Annotated in this window: 18 protein-coding genes and 2 pseudogenes; 16 read left to right on the top strand and 4 right to left on the bottom strand. The window is 64.4% G+C overall.

Features of this window, described 5'->3' with window-relative positions; translation table 11 throughout:
* Positions 1–56: 56 nt before the first annotated feature.
* Entirely contained in the window at positions 57–527 is a 471-nt protein-coding gene (locus tag ACWJKU_RS06525) for a hypothetical protein (RefSeq protein WP_454146932.1), read from the bottom strand.
* Between the two features lie 408 nt (positions 528–935).
* Here ACWJKU_RS06525 and rpoD point away from each other — a divergent pair.
* Together rpoD and acnA are read left to right on the top strand one after the other, a co-directional pair.
* Positions 936–2,744 (top strand): annotated as a pseudogene (gene rpoD, locus ACWJKU_RS06520) (RNA polymerase sigma factor RpoD); the annotation flags it as partial.
* A 257-nt stretch (positions 2,745–3,001) separates the two neighbouring features.
* Complete coding sequence (acnA, locus tag ACWJKU_RS06515) at positions 3,002–5,827, top strand: aconitate hydratase AcnA (RefSeq protein ID WP_454146930.1); 2,826 nt, start codon at positions 3,002–3,004, stop codon at positions 5,825–5,827.
* Between the two features lie 149 nt (positions 5,828–5,976).
* Here acnA and ACWJKU_RS06510 read toward each other — a convergent pair.
* Positions 5,977–7,044, bottom strand: a pseudogene (locus ACWJKU_RS06510) (IS630 family transposase).
* A 104-nt stretch (positions 7,045–7,148) separates the two neighbouring features.
* Here ACWJKU_RS06510 and ACWJKU_RS06505 point away from each other — a divergent pair.
* Positions 7,149–7,649, top strand: coding sequence for a hypothetical protein (locus tag ACWJKU_RS06505; RefSeq protein ID WP_454146928.1), 501 nt, complete (start codon positions 7,149–7,151; stop codon positions 7,647–7,649).
* Here ACWJKU_RS06505 and ACWJKU_RS06500 read toward each other — a convergent pair.
* On the bottom strand, positions 7,640–8,503 hold the full coding sequence (locus tag ACWJKU_RS06500) for a Rha family transcriptional regulator (protein ID WP_454146926.1): 864 nt from the start codon (positions 8,501–8,503) through the stop codon (positions 7,640–7,642). The genes ACWJKU_RS06505 and ACWJKU_RS06500 overlap by 10 nt on opposite strands.
* A 27-nt stretch (positions 8,504–8,530) precedes the next feature.
* A complete protein-coding gene (locus ACWJKU_RS06495; protein ID WP_454146924.1) occupies positions 8,531–8,722 on the bottom strand; it encodes a DNA-binding protein in 192 nt (63 codons plus the stop codon).
* 115 nt (positions 8,723–8,837) lie between these two features.
* Between ACWJKU_RS06495 and ACWJKU_RS06490 the strand changes: the two genes are divergently transcribed.
* The 13 genes from ACWJKU_RS06490 to ACWJKU_RS06430 all read left to right on the top strand — a co-directional run bounded on the left by ACWJKU_RS06490 (position 8,838) and on the right by ACWJKU_RS06430 (position 16,988).
* The gene (locus ACWJKU_RS06490) at positions 8,838–9,404 is read left to right on the top strand and encodes a hypothetical protein (protein ID WP_454146922.1); all 567 of its coding nucleotides are present in this window, start codon (positions 8,838–8,840) and stop codon (positions 9,402–9,404) included.
* 417 nt (positions 9,405–9,821) lie between these two features.
* Positions 9,822–10,166 carry a putative holin gene (locus tag ACWJKU_RS06485; RefSeq protein ID WP_454146920.1) on the top strand — a complete coding sequence of 115 codons (345 nt, stop codon included), beginning with the start codon at positions 9,822–9,824 and terminating at the stop codon, positions 10,164–10,166.
* Between the two features lie 2 nt (positions 10,167–10,168).
* Entirely contained in the window at positions 10,169–10,822 is a 654-nt protein-coding gene (locus ACWJKU_RS06480) for a transglycosylase SLT domain-containing protein (protein ID WP_454146918.1), read from the top strand.
* Complete coding sequence (locus ACWJKU_RS06475; protein WP_454146916.1) at positions 10,819–10,983, top strand: hypothetical protein; 165 nt, start codon at positions 10,819–10,821, stop codon at positions 10,981–10,983. The genes ACWJKU_RS06480 and ACWJKU_RS06475 overlap by 4 nt, the downstream gene beginning before the upstream one ends.
* A complete protein-coding gene (locus tag ACWJKU_RS06470; RefSeq protein ID WP_454146914.1) occupies positions 10,976–11,515 on the top strand; it encodes a hypothetical protein in 540 nt (179 codons plus the stop codon). The genes ACWJKU_RS06475 and ACWJKU_RS06470 overlap by 8 nt, the downstream gene beginning before the upstream one ends.
* A complete protein-coding gene (locus ACWJKU_RS06465; RefSeq protein ID WP_175026109.1) occupies positions 11,502–11,717 on the top strand; it encodes a TraR/DksA C4-type zinc finger protein in 216 nt (71 codons plus the stop codon). Before ACWJKU_RS06470 ends, ACWJKU_RS06465 begins: the two co-directional genes overlap by 14 nt.
* The gene (locus ACWJKU_RS06460; protein ID WP_454146912.1) at positions 11,714–12,091 is read left to right on the top strand and encodes a hypothetical protein; all 378 of its coding nucleotides are present in this window, start codon (positions 11,714–11,716) and stop codon (positions 12,089–12,091) included. The genes ACWJKU_RS06465 and ACWJKU_RS06460 overlap by 4 nt, the downstream gene beginning before the upstream one ends.
* Positions 12,084–12,392 (top strand): hypothetical protein, encoded by a 309-nt coding sequence (locus tag ACWJKU_RS06455; RefSeq protein WP_175026111.1) that lies wholly within the window; start codon positions 12,084–12,086, stop codon positions 12,390–12,392. The genes ACWJKU_RS06460 and ACWJKU_RS06455 overlap by 8 nt, the downstream gene beginning before the upstream one ends.
* Positions 12,383–12,907: a DUF3486 family protein gene (locus ACWJKU_RS06450; protein WP_454146909.1), complete on the top strand. Its 525-nt coding sequence runs from the start codon at positions 12,383–12,385 to the stop codon at positions 12,905–12,907. Before ACWJKU_RS06455 ends, ACWJKU_RS06450 begins: the two co-directional genes overlap by 10 nt.
* The gene (locus ACWJKU_RS06445) at positions 12,904–13,269 is read left to right on the top strand and encodes a hypothetical protein (protein WP_454146907.1); all 366 of its coding nucleotides are present in this window, start codon (positions 12,904–12,906) and stop codon (positions 13,267–13,269) included. The genes ACWJKU_RS06450 and ACWJKU_RS06445 overlap by 4 nt, the downstream gene beginning before the upstream one ends.
* Positions 13,266–14,357, top strand: a complete 1,092-nt coding sequence (locus ACWJKU_RS06440; protein ID WP_454146905.1) for a hypothetical protein — start codon at positions 13,266–13,268, stop codon at positions 14,355–14,357. The genes ACWJKU_RS06445 and ACWJKU_RS06440 overlap by 4 nt, the downstream gene beginning before the upstream one ends.
* On the top strand, positions 14,354–15,835 hold the full coding sequence (locus ACWJKU_RS06435) for a DUF935 domain-containing protein (protein WP_454146903.1): 1,482 nt from the start codon (positions 14,354–14,356) through the stop codon (positions 15,833–15,835). Before ACWJKU_RS06440 ends, ACWJKU_RS06435 begins: the two co-directional genes overlap by 4 nt.
* Positions 15,828–16,988 carry a phage head morphogenesis protein gene (locus ACWJKU_RS06430; RefSeq protein ID WP_454146901.1) on the top strand — a complete coding sequence of 387 codons (1,161 nt, stop codon included), beginning with the start codon at positions 15,828–15,830 and terminating at the stop codon, positions 16,986–16,988. Before ACWJKU_RS06435 ends, ACWJKU_RS06430 begins: the two co-directional genes overlap by 8 nt.
* Positions 16,989–17,044 lie beyond the last annotated feature (56 nt).

The following is a 17,044-nucleotide window of genomic DNA, read 5'->3' as shown; positions in this document are numbered from 1 at the left end:
CGGAAACGAGATCGCACCCTGCCGAAGGCGGCCGCGGCCGGCCGTGAACCCTCGGCTCAATATCCCCAACCCTCGACCCTGCCGTTTTTGGTGTAGACGGCTCCGGGCGACATCAGCCAGCCCGAGTGGTAAATATGCCGGATCTCATCCCCTTCCCGATCCAACGGCTGTTCGCTCATCGGCACGCCCCACGACGCATAAAGAGCACACCGGCTCATGCCCTTCTGGATTCGCTTCTGGGACGCCAAGGCCCATTCCTCCGGCGTGACCAGTTTACGCCGCTCGATCTCGTGCTTGTATCGTTCGGCCACCGAGCCGGCGACGGACCAGGCGGCATAGGCACCGTAACCGCGGCACAACTCGAGATCGCTGAGTTCGGTCAGGCGCGCCGAATCCGTGGCACAACCCGCCGACAGGGCCATTGCCAGCGCCATCGGGATGCAGCGGACGCAAAACGGACGGATCGGCCAAAATCCCGCGCGCGTCTTGCCGTGCCGAGGCGCGGAAATCGAAACGGTCGGCACCATAACCTCCCCGGCACGCATCGGCCGATCGCGGCGCACTTTATGGATTAGACCTCGTTTGAAATTCCCGGTTGCCACTCCGCTTTGCCTCCGTCGCCGAATGGAACTTGAACGCTGCACCCGAGTCTATTGTCCTGAAAAACCGACAGAACTTTTGAAGAACGGCCTCTCTTTGGAGATTTCCGGTTGCGCGCTCGTTGCGATGAGACTTTCGGGTCCTTCGAAAAACAAACGGGTCACGTCTTTTGGCTTATCCCTTGCTACTTGCCGACCGACAAAGGCGCTCGTGTGCCGAAACGCGCCGGACCCCTTCGGCGGCGGGCGCCATAGAGTGAAGCCGTCGGCGTCCTCGCGAGGATTCCCGCGAATCGATCATGTCGGTTTTTTTGACAACATAACACAGATACGACCACTCAGTTGATGAATCAAGAACAGCAGCAATTTCAGCTCGAAGAACTGATAGCCAAAGGCAAAATCCAGGGCTATCTCACCTACGCGGAGATCAACGACCATCTGCCCGGCGACATCGCCGATTCCGAGCAGATGGACGACATCGTCGCCATGATCGAGGATATCGGCATCGACGTGTACGAAGAAGCGCCCGACACCGATCTCATGGTCCAGCCCGCGGTCATCGCCGAGGAAGATACGGAGGAAACCGAGGAAGTCGCGGCGGCTCTAGCCTCGTCGATCGATGCCGAGCAGGGGCGGACCGGCGATCCGATGCGCTTGTACATGCGCGAAATGGGCGCCGTGGAGTTGCTGACCCGCGAAGGGGAATTGCATATCGCCAAGCGGATCGAGCAGGGGCTCGATCAGGCGGCGCACGAACTGGTTCGCTTCCCGCCCGCCATGGACCGCTTTCTCGAAGCTTTCGAGACCTTGGGGCAGGAAGGCTCGCGCCTGTCGGATCTGATCTCGGGTTTCGCCGGTCCGGCGCAGCCGTCCGAGGACGTCCTGCTCGAAGAAGAGTCGGAGGCCGAAATACGCGAGGACACCGAAAGCAGCCCGGATTCCGGAACGGTCGGGGAGAAACTGGGAGAATTCGCCCGGCGCTATGAAGCGGCTCTCGACGCACATCGACGATACGGCTATCGCCATGAACGGACGCAAGAGGCCTTCGACGCCCTCGCCGAGAGCTTCCGGGAATTCAAGAAAACGGCTCAATTCTTCAAGGAACTGACGGGAGTCTTGCACGCCACGGTCAGCCGGATCCGCGAACAGGAAAAGATCATTCAGGACATTTGCGTATACAAGGCGAAAATGCCGCGAGCGGAGTTCGCCGCGTCTTTCGTCGGCGGCGAGAGCGATCCGAATTGGCTGCAACGGCTATCGGAAATAGGTTCGCCTTTCGCGATGGCTCTGGCGCCCTTTGCCGAGGACATCGAACGGGCTCAAAACGAATTGGCCCGAATCGAGCGAACCACCCGACTCTCGATCGGCGACATCAAGGAGCTGAACAAGCGCGTCTCGATCGCCGAAAATCAGGCATACCAGGCCAAAAAGGAGATGATCGAGGCGAATTTGCGGCTGGTGGTTTCCATTGCGCGGAAATACGTCCATCGGGGCTTGCAATTTCCCGATCTGATCCAGGAAGGCAATATCGGATTGATGAGGGCGGTGGATAAATTCGAATACCGCCGCGGATACAAATTTTCCACTTATGCCACCTGGTGGATTCGTCAGGCGATCACCCGGGCCGTCGCGGACCAGGCGCGCACCATTCGGATTCCGGTGCACATGATCGAAACGATCAACAAGTTGAACCGGATCGCGCGCCAGTTGGCGCAAGAGATGGGCCGCGATCCTACGCCGGAGGAACTGGCGGAGCGCATGGACATGCCCGAGGACAAGGTGCGGGCGATCCTCAAGGTCACCAAGGAGCCTATTTCGATGGCAACCCCCATCGGCGACGACGGAGACACCCATCTCGGCGACTTGCTCGAGGATTCGCATGCCGTATCGCCGGTCGATTCGGCGACGGTCATGAGCTTGCGCGAAACCACCCGGAAAGCCTTGGCCGATCTGCCCGAACGGGAAGCCGAAGTCCTGCGCATGCGTTTCGGCATCGATACCAACACCGACCACACCCTCGAGGAAGTCGGCAGGCAGTTTGCCATCACCCGCGAGCGCATCCGCCAGATCGAGGTGAAGGCGTTGCGGAAGCTTCGCCAATCCTCGGGTTCGGAGCCGCTGCGCAGCTTCCTCGATTTGGGCTGAGAGGCCGTTTGGCGCGTAACGTCCCAGCGTTACGCGCCTCGCATTTAACCGGAAATCGCCGGAGAATGTCATCGTGACGGAGGGGCCCGGCACTTGCCAAATACCGATCCGCCGCTCCAAATCCGGCAAAATCCGTCCAAATAGAAAGCCGATCGCGGATGTCGCCAACGTGGCCGGATACGCCGTCTCCAAGATCCGAAACGCCCTCGAAGCGCGCCGCAGTTTTTCGTACTGGCCGAAAAGAACGGGAGATAGCCATGAAAGACAACTCTAGCACTTACTCGACGCTGCGCGTCGGCGGCCGCGAATACGCGATTTACCGGCTGGATGCCGCGGGCGACGTGAGCCGCCTGCCGTACAGCCTGCGCATTCTGCTGGAAAACCTGCTGCGCAATGAGGACGGCGTCACCGTGACCCGCGAGGACATCGAAGCCCTCGCCGGGTGGGATCCGAAACATCCGCCCCGGCGTGAAATCGCTTTCTCGCCGGCACGCGCCCTGCTCCAGGATTTCACCGGCGTTCCGGCCCTCGTCGATCTGGCCGCTATGCGCGACGCCATGGCCGAACTGGGCGGCGATCCGGTCAGGATCAACCCGCTCATCCCGGTGGAACTGGTGATCGACCACTCGGTGCAGGTCGACGCCTTCGGCACATCCGAGGCGTTCGAGCAAAACGTCGAGTTCGATTACCGCCGCAATGCCGAGCGCTACGCCTTTCTGCGCTGGGGCCAGCAGGCGTTCGACAATTTCAAGGTGGTGCCGCCCAACACCGGCATTTGCCACCAGGTCAACCTGGAATATCTGGCGCGCGTCGTATTCTCCACCGACGAGAATCCCAATCTCCGGAGCGAGGGCGGACTTCCGCTGGCCTATCCCGACACTTGCGTCGGCACCGACTCGCACACGCCCATGGTCAACGGTTTGGGCGTTTTGGCCTGGGGCGTGGGCGGCATCGAAGCCGAGGCGGTCATGCTCGGACAGCCGGTTTCCATGCTCATTCCCGAGGTCGTCGGCTTTCGGCTGGAAGGCAGGCTGCCGGCGGGAGTCACCGCGACCGATCTGGTGCTGACCATCGCCGAAATACTGCGCAAGAAAGGCGTGGTCGGCAAATTCGTCGAATTCTACGGCCCCGGCGTCGCCGCGCTGAGACTGGAAGACCGCGCCACCATCGGCAACATGGCGCCGGAATACGGGGCGACCTGCGCCATCTTCCCGCCCGACGACGAAACCCTCCGCTATCTGCGTTTCACCGGCCGCCCCGAGGAGCGGATCGCGCTGACGGAAGTGTACCTGAAGGAACAAGGACTGTTCCACAACCCCGAGGCTCCCGAGCCCGTCTTCACCGACACCCTGGCGCTCGATCTCGGCACGGTGCAGCCCAGCGTCGCGGGCCCCAAGCGTCCGCAGGACCGCATCGGCCTCTCCGACGTGAAGCGGGTCTTCCACGAAACGCTCCCGTCTCTCCTCCCGGCTGCAAAGCCCCCTGCGGAATCGCAGACACCCGGGCCCACGCTTCGCATCGATCACGGCTCGGTGGTGATCGCCGCCATTACGAGCTGCACCAATACCTCCAATCCGTCGGTGATGATCGCGGCGGGGCTACTGGCCAAGAAGGCCTGGGAATACGGACTCGCGCAGAAACCCTGGGTGAAAACCTCATTGGCGCCGGGCTCCAAGGTGGTGACGGACTACTTCCGCAAGGCCGGGCTGACCCGATATCTGGACCAACTAGGCTTTCAGACCGTCGCCTACGGTTGCACCACCTGCATCGGCAACTCGGGGCCGCTACCGCCCGAGATTTCCGAACAGATCCGGGAGCGCGGGCTGGTGGCTTGCTCGGTGCTCTCGGGCAACCGCAATTTCGAGGGGCGCATCAACCCCGAAGTGCGCGCCAATTTCCTGATGTCGCCTCCGCTGGTGGTGGCCTTCGCCATCGCCGGCCGGATCGACTGGAACCCGCGCCAGGAGCCGATCGGCACGGGCAAGGACGGCAATCCCGTCTTTCTCGAGGATATCTGGCCGACTCGGGAAGAGATCGAAAAGACGATCCGCGCGGCCATCGAATCCGGCATGTACCGCGCCAGCTACGGTCAAGTCTATGAAGGCGGCCGGATCTGGAAATCCATGCCGGTCCCCTCGGCGGACCGCTTCGCCTGGGACGAGAACTCCACCTACGTCCGCCGGCCGCCGTATTTCCAGGGAATGCGGAAGGAGCCGCCGGAAAGCGTGGAGGATATCCGCGGCGCCAGAGCCGTAGCCCTGCTCGGCGATTCGATCACGACCGACCATATCTCGCCGGCCGGAAGCATCCAGAGGGACTCGCCGGCCGGAAAATACCTGATCGAACGCGGCGTGGAGCCGCAAGACTTCAACTCGTACGGCTCGCGGCGCGGCAATCACGAAGTCATGGTGCGCGGCACCTTCGCCAACGTCCGCATCAAGAACCGGCTCGCGCCGGGAACCGAGGGCGGCTACACGACTTATCTCCCGGAAAACGCGGTCATGAACATCTACGACGCGGCGGCGCGCTACCGGCAGGACGGCACGCCGCTCTGCGTCCTGGCCGGAAAGGAATACGGCTCGGGCTCGTCCCGCGACTGGGCGGCCAAAGGGCCGTACTTGCAGGGAATCGCTTTCGTCCTCGCCGAAAGCTACGAGCGCATCCACCGCTCCAATCTGGTCGGGATGGGCGTCCTTCCGCTCCAGTTCCGGGACGGCGAAAGCGTCGAATCGCTGGGCTTGAGCGGCCGCGAAACCTTCGCCGTGCTCGGACTCGGAGAGGCCATAGCCGCTCGCTTCGCCAGCGGTCGCAAGGTCACGGTACAGGCCACGGACGAAAACGGCCGGACCAAAGAATTCCGCGCGACGGTCCGCATCGACACGCCGCAGGAGCTGCTGTATTACCTGAACGGCGGCATTCTTCAATATGTTCTCCGACAACTTTTGGCCGGAAAGAAGACCGAGGCGATCTTCGCCGCGATGTGCTCCGCTCCCCGGCCGGCGCCGCGGAAGCCGCCGTCCGAAGACGTGGTGGACGAACGCTCGAAGAACTCCTTCCCGGCGAGCGATCCGCCGGCTTACTGAACGGCAAATTCCGTGAGGAAGGCCTCATCCGCCCCTCTCACGGGGATATTCACTGCCCCGCGCGCCTAAGAGCCTATCTCGGCAAGCCGTTCGCCCTGAGCCCTGTCGAAGGGTTTTTGGGACCTACCGGGATAGGCTCTAGTACTCTGTCAGCCCTCAATTGTCGGGTAGAGCTTGCGGAGTTTGATCCGGGCGTCGGCGGTGGTGAACTGCCAGTTCGCTGTCACCTGGACTTGGTTGCGGCGCTGGGTCCAAGCGGCGACGTGCCGGACCAGATCGGCCCGCTCGCCGACCCGCTCCGGGAGGTCGCGGGCCAGGGCGCTCAGTTCAATTTCGGCCATGTCCAGCCAACTGCCGTGCTTCGGCGTGTGGTGAATTTCCAGCCGCTCGGCCAACTGCCGCGCCTCGTCCGGGGGAAAGGCCTCATACAAGCTCGCCGTCGAGTGGGTGTTGAGCTGATCCATCACCAGCACCACCTTCTCGGCGTCCCGGTACCGCCCCTCGACCAGGTCGCGCACGACGTGGGCAAAGTCCTTTCGGGTCCGGCCGTCGGTCACCTGGACTTCGCGCCACCCGGCCAGCGGCTCGAAGACCAGGAACACGCTCGCTACTCCGTGGCGGACATAGACGCTGTCGTAGCGTTCCACCCGGCCCGGCGCCCCCGGCAGCGGTTCCCGCACCTCGCCGATCAGTTGAGTGAAGGTCTCGTCCAAACAGACCACCGGTCGCTCGGCCTGGTACGGCCGCTGATAAACCTCCAGGACATCCTCCATGGCCGCGACAAACTCGGCCGAGGCCTTCGGCGGAATCACCCACATCTTCCGAAGAGGCGGCTTGAGTTCGTTTTTTTAAGCACGCGCCGGACCGTCTCATAGGAGACGGCGTCGACATAATCGAGTTCGACCATCCGCTCGGCCAACAGCCGCAAAGTCCAGCGCGGCTTGCCTTCGGGCGGGGCCGAACAGGCCAGGGCGATCAGGTGCGCCTCCTGAGCCCCGTCCAGCGCCCGTGGGTACACGCGCGGGCTCGGCCTCGGCAACAACGCGGCGGCCAAGCCCTCTTCCACGAACCGTTGCCGCACCCGCTCGATCGTGCGGAGACTCAGATTCAAGGCCGAGGCCACGTCGGTATCGATGCGGCCGGGGCCCCCTGCTGATTCGTCCACTTGAAGCAAAACCCGCGCGTGGGTGTTGTCGAGCGTGCTTTTTGCCGTGCATGATGGCTTCGCAGTGGTCTCAATCCACTTGAACAAAACCCACTTGTTGTCGAGGCTCATCAGCTCCGCCAGATTCGCCACGTCGCGGTAGAGAACGCGCTTTGCGTGATCAAGACACTCGCGGATAGCGATCTGGATGCGGGATTCCAAGGCAATAGTCATTTCTGGAACTCCAAACAGGAGGATCTGCGCTCGCCTTCCAAACAAATGCGGCGTTTGCAGCTATCGGAAGCGATTTGCAGCAGATACGATGAAAAGCGGATAATTCGCCCTTGGGAGAAAGCTATGGAATTCAAAGACCGAGAAGAACTCGCCGCAGCCTTCGCCGGCCTGCACAACCTGTTCGGCGTACTGGTCAAGCGCTTGGCCGACACGCAGGCCATCGACCTGCCCGATCTAATGGGGGACATAGACACGCTCATTGCGCTACCCGATCAACACCCGATGACGATTGCCGTTGAGCGAGATGCGCTTGAACTGCTGCACGGAGTGCTGCTGCGCGCGCCCCATGAGGTAGCCGATGCAATCCGGCAGCACGAGCTATCGAGCGTAGCTCCGCTACGTCGAACGCCCGGATTTGCTGGTGATAAGGACGATCAGTCATGACGGCCTCCAGAGATCGTCTCCTCCAAGTCGGCGAACAGTCGCAGGCGGTTGCAGGCTTCACGGGCTTCGTCCGGGGTCACCTCGAACTCGGGGAGCCCTTTGTGGTTCAGGGCTGGCAGCGCGAAGCCCTGGGGCATCGCGACATGGACGGTGGCATCGACGTACTCGACCGGCGGTCTCACATATTCGGGGTGGGCACGTAGAAACTCGTTCATGCGGCGGTTGCGCTCGACCAACTCTGGGCTGGGTACGATGCGCTGGCCGTTAACGACCGCGTACCACTCTGTTTGGTTAGGAGGATTCATGGCGGACTCCTTACTTTTTCCTCGGCGATGCGCGGTGAGGAGGCCGAGGCGGCGGGCGACGCGGCGGTGGTAGGTGACGGCGGCCGGGGACCTATCGAGGGGCGCGGCGATCTCGGCGCGCGAGCGGCCCGCCTCGGTGCCTTCCACCACCGGGCGCAGGCAGGGACGGAGCTGGTCCAGCGCTTTGGCGAAGCGGGTGGTTTTGGCCTGGAGGGCGGCTTCCATGGCGTTGAAGGCGTCGATGAAGTCCCACTTCCATTCGTCCGCTTCAGGGCCGGTAAAGCCGGCCGCGATGAAGTAAAAGCCGTCCTTCGTGAGCCGGTATTCCGGTTGCGATTTGCCCTGGGCATTGAGGTAGGACGACAGCGCAAAATTGCGCAGTCGTTTGGGATCCTTGGTCCGGTTGATGACATTGCGAATTGCCTTTAGCACGTCGCGATGCTGCTTACGGAAGTGCTTGGCGATCTTGCGCGAGGTGGTGTAGGCCTGGCCGTCGGCAATGTTCACCAACAGCGTTTCCGGGAACAGGTCGGGATACAGGGAATTCATCGTTGGGCTCCGATGGTAGGTGCTGATTCAGGTGGCAGATCGATCGTGACTTTTCAGGCCGAGTTTCACGGCAATCTCGTGGCCTTTGCCGAAGCGGGCCTTACATTGGCCGTTGACGACGCGGTACACCTCATGCCGCTTGTAGCCGTGCCGCGCGGCCCAGTCCGCGAAGGTTTCGCCGCGCTGTAGAAATTGCTGTTTCAGTTGTTCAGGGGTCATATGGTTCTCCTTAATGCGTATTACTAAAGGCGTGCTCTAGTGGTTTGTATTGTGGTGGCGTTTTCGCCACCTGTCAACATTATTTAGGTGTAGTTTTATGTCTTGCGGATTGCGATTGCGGGAAGAGCGGGAGCGTATGGGGTTAAATCAGTCTGAGCTTGCCGAGATCGGCGGCACTGGAAAGAAAGTGCAGATTGGATATGAAAAAGGAGATACGGCACCCGACGCCAACTATCTAGCCGCTATCGCCACCGCGGGCGCCGACATCCAATACATCATCACCGGTGTGCGTTCGGACAATCCGCCGCAGCCGCTGCCCGACGCCGACTATCAGGCGCTAATCGAGCGCGTGCGGGCGGTAATGGAGGACTGGTCGCTCGACGTTGCGGGCCTTGCAACCGAAATCGGCGAAAAGCCCAAGCGGTTGCGCGAGGCGCTGGAGGGAAAACAACGCCTGTCGGTGGATGTGCTGTTTAAGCTAGTGCGGCGCTTCGATCTGTCGGCCGACTGGCTGCTGCGGGCCAGCGGCCGCATGTACCACGATCCTCGTCCGACGGAACGGGTGAGCCCGATGGAGAAGGATTTGCTCGTGGTCTATCGGGAACTGCCGCCGAATCTGCAAAACGCCGTGATCAGCATGGTCGTGGCTTTGGTGAAAAATACCCGTACGGGCAATGGCTAGCACGCCCTCGGTTCCCTCTACCACATAACTAACACAGTGAACTATTCGCGTTCGAAACACTTCCATGGACCAAAGAGCAGATAGCATCCACTAGCGAAACACTACCGCGCAAGGGGTGCTTGAAAGTCCTGGGCGTTCGCCCTGACGGGCAAGTCGGTACAGTGGCTTACACCTGCCCCAAGAAGTAACGCTCTCTAAACAAGATTAAAAGACCCCACCCGCATGCCGCCCGAAGATGGCGGCATGCGCCTCTCGATCCGTCAGTACCTTCCTCGCTGGGTCCGCCGCCTGCTTAGGCTGGATGCCCCTGCATGCCTCGGCTGCCGTCACGCCTTCGTGACGATGGTCGGGGCGGGGTGTGTGCTTTCTCGCGGGTTCGGTCGGCGCTGTCCCGACTTTCAACCCGTAGGAGGAAGCATGTCCCTGAAACGCATCCCGCGCATGGCCGGGTGGCTCTTGACCGCCCTGCTGCTGATCATTGCCATCGCGCTGATTTCCCCCCAGCAGCTCCCCGTCGCCCTCTACAAGCTGTCCTTGATCAGTCTGGCGGCCATCGTCGCCTACTGGCTCGACCGCTCGCTGTTCCCTTATGCCCGGCCGGACAGCTACCTGAAATACGACTGGCGCTGCACCGGCACCCGCTGCGAGCTGGACGCCGACCACCAGGTCGCCCAGGGCTATCACCAAGTGTTTGCGGCCGCCATGTTGCGCCGGGCGATCATCGTCGGCGCCGTGGTGGTCGGCGTGGCGCTGGGGCTCTGACCATGCGCCGCCCTGTCAAACTCACGCCGGCGGGGGTGTTCTGGATCGGCTACCTGCTGGCCCTGGTGATCGGTGGCCTGCTGTGCATCCGCAACGCAGCCGCCGCCGACATCCCGCCCGGCGCGCAGAAGCACCGCGCCGATCTGACCCGCAACGCCCGCGCCGTGTGGGGCCTCGACGCCCCGGTAGCCACCTTCGCCGGCCAGGTGCATCAGGAAAGCCGCTGGCGCCCGGACGCGATCAGCCCGGTCGGCGCCCAGGGCATCGCGCAGTTCATGCCGGCCACGGCCGACTGGATCGCCGAAGCCTACCCGGCGCTGGCCGCTAGGCAGCCCTTCAATCCCGGCTGGGGCCTGCGCGCCCTGGTGACCTACGACCGCCACCTGTGGGAGCGCGTCAAGGCTGCCTCGGCGTGCGATCGCATGGCCATGACCTTGTCCGCCTACAACGGGGGGCTGGGCTGGGTGTGGCGCGACCAGAAGCTGGCCGCTTCGCAAGGGGCCGACAGCGCCCGCTGGTTCGACCAGGTCGAGCGCTACAACGCCGGGCGTCATGCGGCCGCCTTCCGGGAAAACCGGGGCTATCCGCGCCTGATCCTGCACACCTTCGAGCCGCGCTACGTGGCCGCCGGCTGGGGCCAGGGGAGCTGCGCATGATCCGCTACCTGCTCTCGCTGCTGGACTTCGTCCCGCGCTTCTCCTTCCCGCTCGGCTACGTCCCCGCGCCGCTGATCCGCCAGGGTCGCGTCTCCGGCGTCCGTTCCGCCAAGCGCCTGGCGCACAAGCGCCGCAACCAACGGAGGGCTCGCCATGCTTGATACCTCCATTGCGCGCCCGTGGCTTGCCCTCGCGTTCCTGGTCTGGACGCTGCTCGCAGCTCTCGCGGGCTGGCAGACCGGACGCGAGCAGGCGCAAGACCGCTGTACGGCACAGGTCGCCACGCTCAAGGCCGAGCAGGCCACCCAGGAGCGCCAGGCGGCGCAAGCCGCGCTGGCGCGACTCCAGCAAGCCCAAGCGCGCGGCGACGCCCTGCAGGCACGCCTGGCCGCCGAAGAAACCAACCGTCAAACCCAAGCCCAGGAGCATGCACGTGAAATCAAACGCCTTACCACTGGCCGCCCTTGCCTTAACGCTGGCACTGTGCGGCTGCTCAACGAACCCACCGGCGGCTCCGGCGCTGCAACCGTGCCCGCAACCCCCGGCGGGGCTACTGCAACGGATGCCCCCGCTGCCAGCGATACCGACGTCGCTGACTGGATCGACAACGCCAGACACCAGTACGACGCCTGCCGAGGCCGCCTCGACGCGCTGATCGACTGGCACCAGGAGGCCACCGATGGACATCGCTGACCAAGCCAGCGACCGCGAGATGGCCGACCGGGAATTCGCCCTCGCCGCCCGGCGCGCTGCCCGCCCGGCTGGGCGCTCGGCTTCGCACTGCCTGGACTGCGGCGAGCCGATCCCGGAAGGGCGCCAGCAAGCCGTGCCCGGCGTCACGCTCTGCGTGGAATGCCAGACCGTTCAAGAACATCAAGGGAGAACCCACGCATGACCGTACAAGTTGAGTTCTGGCAGCTAATCACGCTGCTGATCTCGTTCCTCGGCTTCCTCTTCGCCGCTGGGAAGCTGCTGCTATCGCAGATCGACCGCCGCCTGAACGACCGATTCGAGGCGATGGAAAACGCCCGCGAACAGGCCAGCCGGCACTGGGACGAGAAGTTCGGCACGGTGATCGATCAGAACCGCCGGGAGGCCGAAGGCTGGGCGGCACTGGAGCGCGAGTTCCTGCGCTTCCAGGCCGACCTGCCGCTGCAGTACGTCCGCCGCGAAGACTACGTCCGGGGCCAAAGCGTGATCGAGGCCAAGCTGGACGCCCTCTACAACAAACTCGAAGTGGTTCAAATGAAGGGAGCCAACAATGGTTGACCAAGCCAAGGTCCGGCGCGAATCCATGCGCTGGAATATCCTGCTCACGCTCAATAACGCCCGCCCGATCGGCGCCTACGAAGAGCTGGTGCTTTCCACGATCCAGGCGATCTACCCGGATGCCACCGCGCTGGAGCTGCGGCGCGAACTGGACTACCTGGCCGACCGCTCCCTGGTCGAGCTGAAGAAGGAACCCAGCGGCCGCTGGTTCGCCGATGTCACCCGTTACGGCGTGGACATCGCCGAATACACCGTCGATTGCCAGCCTGGCATTGCCCGGCCGGTCAAGTATTGGGCCTGACCATGCCGCCGCGCAGCAAGGTGGCCGGTATGCCGGCCGAGATCAAGGAATGGCTGGACCGGGCGCTCGCCGAGAACAACTTCAGCGACTACGCGCTGCTGGCCGAGGAGCTGAAGGCGCGCGGCTACGCCATCAGCAAGAGCGCCCTGCACCGCTACGGCCAGGCGTTCGAGATTCGCCTGTCGGCGCTCAAGATGGCCAGCGAGCAGGCCCGCGCCGTGGTCGCGGCCGCGCCGGACGAGGAAGGTGCCGTCAACGAGGCCCTGATGCGCCTGGTGCAGGAGCACCTGTTCAAGCTGCTGATGGCCGAGGAAGGCGAGTTCGACCTGCCCAAGGTCGCCCGCGCCGTGGCCGAGCTGGGCCGCGCGACCGTCACGCAGAAGAAGTGGCAGGCCGAAGTCCGTGCCCGCGCAGAGGCTGCGGCGGCCGCCGTGGAGAAGATCGCCAAGAAGGGCGGCCTGTCGGCGGAATCCGTCGACCAGCTGCGCCGTGAAATTCTCGGGATCGCCGCATGACCGCCATTCCCGCCCGTTTGCCCAACACCGCCACGGCTGAGGCACCGGCCGTGCTGATGGGCTATCAGCAGCGCTGGGTCGCCGACAAGTCGCCCCTCAAGGTGATCGAGAAGAGCCGCCGGACGGGCCTGACCTGGGGCGAGGCCGCCGACGACGTGCTGACCGCCGCCTCCAACCGCTCGGCCGGCGGGCAGAACGTCTACTACATCGCGTACAACCAGGAGAGGAGGGCTTCTGGGAAGACGACGACGCCGACAAGAACATCAAGACCTTCACGATCCGCTTCCCGGCCTCGGGCTTTCGCATCGTCGCGCTCACCAGCCGCCCATCCAACCTGCGCGGCCGCCAGGGCACGATCGTGATCGACGAGGCGGCCTTCCACGACCAGCTCGACGAGCTGCTCAAGGCGGCGCTGGCCATGCTGATCTGGGGCGGCCGGGTGCGCGTCATCTCCACCCACAACGGCGTGGAGAACCCGTTCAACGAGCTGGTCGAAGACATCCGGGCCGGCAAGCGCAAGGGAACCGTGCATCGGGTCACCTTTCAGGAAGCCGTGGCCGATGGCCTGTACCGGCGCGTCTGCCTGCGCCTGGGCAAGGAATGGACGGCGGCCGAAGAGGCAGCCTGGATGGCCGACGTCTACGCCTTCTACGGCGACGGCGCCGAGGAGGAGCTGGACTGCGTGCCGGCCAACTCGGGCGGCGCCTGGTTGTCCCGCGCCCTGATCGAGTCGCGCATGTCGGCCGACACGCCGGTGCTGCGCTGGGAGTGCAAAACCGGCTTCGAGCTGCTGCCCGACCACATCCGCGCCGCCGAGTGCCGCGACTGGCTAGAGGCCAGCCTGGCGCCGCTGCTGGCCGCCCTGCCGGCGGACGCCATCTCCTTCAACGGCGAGGACTTCGGCCGCAGCGGTGACCTGACCGTACATGTGCCGCTGATCCAGGCGCAGAACCTGGTGCGTCGGGTGCCCTTCCTGGTTGAGCTGCGCAACGTGCCCTTCCGACAGCAGGAGCAGATCGCCTTCTACCTGATGGACCGCCTGCCGCGCTTCACCGGCGGCGCGTTCGACGCGCGGGGAAATGGCCAGTTCCTGGCCGAGGTGGCCATGCAGCGCTACGGGGCGTCGCGCATCCAGCAGGTGATGCTGTCCGAATCCTGGTACCGGGAGCACATGCCGCCGGTCAAGGCCGCCCTGGAAGACGGCACCCTGGACGGCCTGCCGCGCGATGGGGACGTGCTGGCCGACCTGCGGGCGGTGCAGGTGATCAAGGGCGTGCCGCGCATTCCCGAGACCCGCACGACCGGCGAGGACAAGGGCAAGCGCCACGGTGATGCCGCCGTGGCGGTGGCGCTGGCCTACTTCGCCAGCCGCGAGATCAACAAAGGCCCGGTGACGGTGAAATCCCGCCGCCGTCGCACCGGCGCCAGAATCACTCAGGGGTATCAATGAGAACCAAAGGCATGTGGGTCAGCCCCACCGAGTTCATCCAGTTCGGGGAGCCGGGCAAGTCGCTGTCCGACCAGATCGCCACGCGCGGCCGCAGCATCGACTTCTACGGGCTGGGCATGTATCTGCCCAACCCCGACCCGGTGCTCAAGGCGCTGGGCAAGGACATCAAGGTCTATCGCGAGCTGCGCGCCGACGCTCATGTGGGCGGCTGCATCCGTCGCCGCAAGGCGGCCGTGAAGGCCCTCGAATGGGGGCTGGATCGTGACAAGTCCAAGAGCCGCGTGGCCAAGTCGATCGAGGCCATCTTCGCCGACCTGGACCTGTCGCGGATCATCACCGAGATGCTGGATGCCGTGCTCTACGGCTACCAGCCGATGGAGGTCATCTGGGGCAAGGTCGGCGGCTACCTGGTGCCGGTCGATGTCGTCGGCAAGCCGGCCGACTGGTTCCTCTACTCGCCGGACAACGAGCTGCGCTTTCGCTCCCGCCAGGCGCAGCTGCAGGGCGAGGAGCTGCCGCCGCGTAAGTTCCTCGTGCCGCGCCAAGACCCGAGCTATCACAACCCCTACGGCTTCGCCGACCTGTCCATGTGCTTCTGGCCGACCACCTTCAAGAAGGGCGGCCTCAAGTTCTGGGTACAGTTCACCGAGAAATACGGCGCCCCCTGGGTGATCGGCAAACACCCGCGCAGCGCCTCGGACGCCGAGACCAACCAGCTGCTCGACCGCCTGGAAGACATGGTCCAGGACGCCGTGGCGGTGATCCCGGACGACTCCAGCGTCGACATCAAGGAAGCCGCCGGAAAGACCGGCAGCACCGAAGTCTATGAGCGGCTGCTGCACTTCTGCCGCTCCGAGGTGTCAATCGCGCTGCTCGGCCAGAACCAGACCACCGAGGCCAACAGCAACCGCGCCTCGGCCCAGGCCGGGCTGGAGGTCACCCGCGACATCCGCGACGGCGACAAGGCCATCGTCCAGGAAGCCTTCAACACCCTGATCCGTTGGGTGTGCGAGCTGAACTTCAACGACGGCGCCCGCCCGGTGTTCGAGATGTGGGAGCAGCAGGAGGTCGACAAGGTGCAAGCGGAACGGGACGAAATCCTCACCCGTGCCGGCGCCAAGCTCACCCGTGCCTACTTCATGCGCGCCTACAGCCTGGGCGAAGACGAAATCGGCCAGGAATCGCCGTCGACCGTGGAAGGCACGCCAGAACCGCTCCCCGAGGACTTTGCCGAAGGCGATCCGGACTACGCCGACACCGCCACACCGCTGCTGGCCACCGCTGCCCAGCCCACCCTGGACGACTGGCTGACCCGTGTGCGCCGCCGCATGGAAGCCGCCAGCGACTTGCAGCAGTTGCAGGAGGACTTGCTGGTCGAGTTCGCCGAGCTGGACGAAACGGAACTCGCCAAGGTGATGGCGCTGGCCTTCGCCTGCGCCGATCTGGCCGGGCGTTCCGAGGTGCAGGACGATGCCTGAGCAGAGCCTGCACGGCGTTTTCGCCAAGCCCTTCGCCGAACAGGCAGAGTTCTTCCGCCGCAAACTCAACCTGCCGTCCGAGCGCTGGGACGACATCCTGCGCGATCAGCACGACCGGGGCTTCATCGTCGCCGGGGCGATGAAGGCCGATCTGGTGGCCGACTTCCGCACTGCCGTCCAGAAGGCCATCGACGAGGGCAAAAGTATTCAGTGGTTCCGGGGCGAGTTCGACCGCATCGTCGCCCGCCACGGCTGGACGGGCTGGACCGGCGATGGAACCAAGGGCGGCGTGGCCTGGCGCACCCGCGTCATCTACGCCACCAACCTGCGCACCAGCTACCAGGCCGGGCGCTGGGCGCAGATGACCGACCCCGACGTGATGGCCGCGCGTCCCTACTGGCGCTACGTGCACCGCAGCGTCGAACATCCGCGCCTCGATCACAAGGCGTGGCACAACACCGTGCTGCCGGCCGGCGACCCGTGGTTCAACACCCACTATCCGCCCAACGGCTGGGGCTGCAAGTGCACCATCGAAACGCTCAATGAGCGCGGCTTGAAGCGGCTGGGCAAGACCGCGCCAGACCGCGCGCCCGATGACGGCGCCACGGCCTACACCGTGCCCGCTGACGGCCAGATCGTCCAGCTTCCCAAGGGTGTGCAGTACGGCTGGGACTACGCCCCCGGCAAGACCGCCGCCGAAACCGCGCTCGCCGCCCGGCAGAACCGGCTGGAAACCCTGGACAACGCCATCGCCCGTCTCAACGTCGATACCCTGGTCAAGAGCGCCGTCTTCGCCCGTTTCTTCGCGGGCGGCCTGGCCGGCGAATTCCCGGTGGCGGTGCTCTCCAGCGCCGACCGCGCCGCGCTGGGTGCCGAATCGAACGTGGTGCTGTTGTCGCAGGAGAGCCTGGCCGGGCATGTCGCCAAGCACCCGGAAATCACCGTGGAGGACTACCGCAAGATTCAGGCGATCCTCGACCAGGGCGAGGTGTACAAGCAGGGCGACGCCCGGCTGATCTACATCACCCTCGACGGCGTCACCTACCGCGCGGCCCTGAAGCGCACGACAGACGGCAGGAAGAACTACTTTCTGACGCTTTTCAAAAACGAAAAAGGAAAACCGCCCCTGGGGGCGGTCAAGGTGGAACGATGAAGGGACGAACCTGCCGGGCGGGAGGCGCCCGCCCTAGCTCTCATCAACGCCTGGCG

Source organism: Methylocaldum sp. MU1018 (genome assembly GCF_053646775.1).
This window is presented reverse-complemented; position numbering and strand designations above follow the sequence as displayed.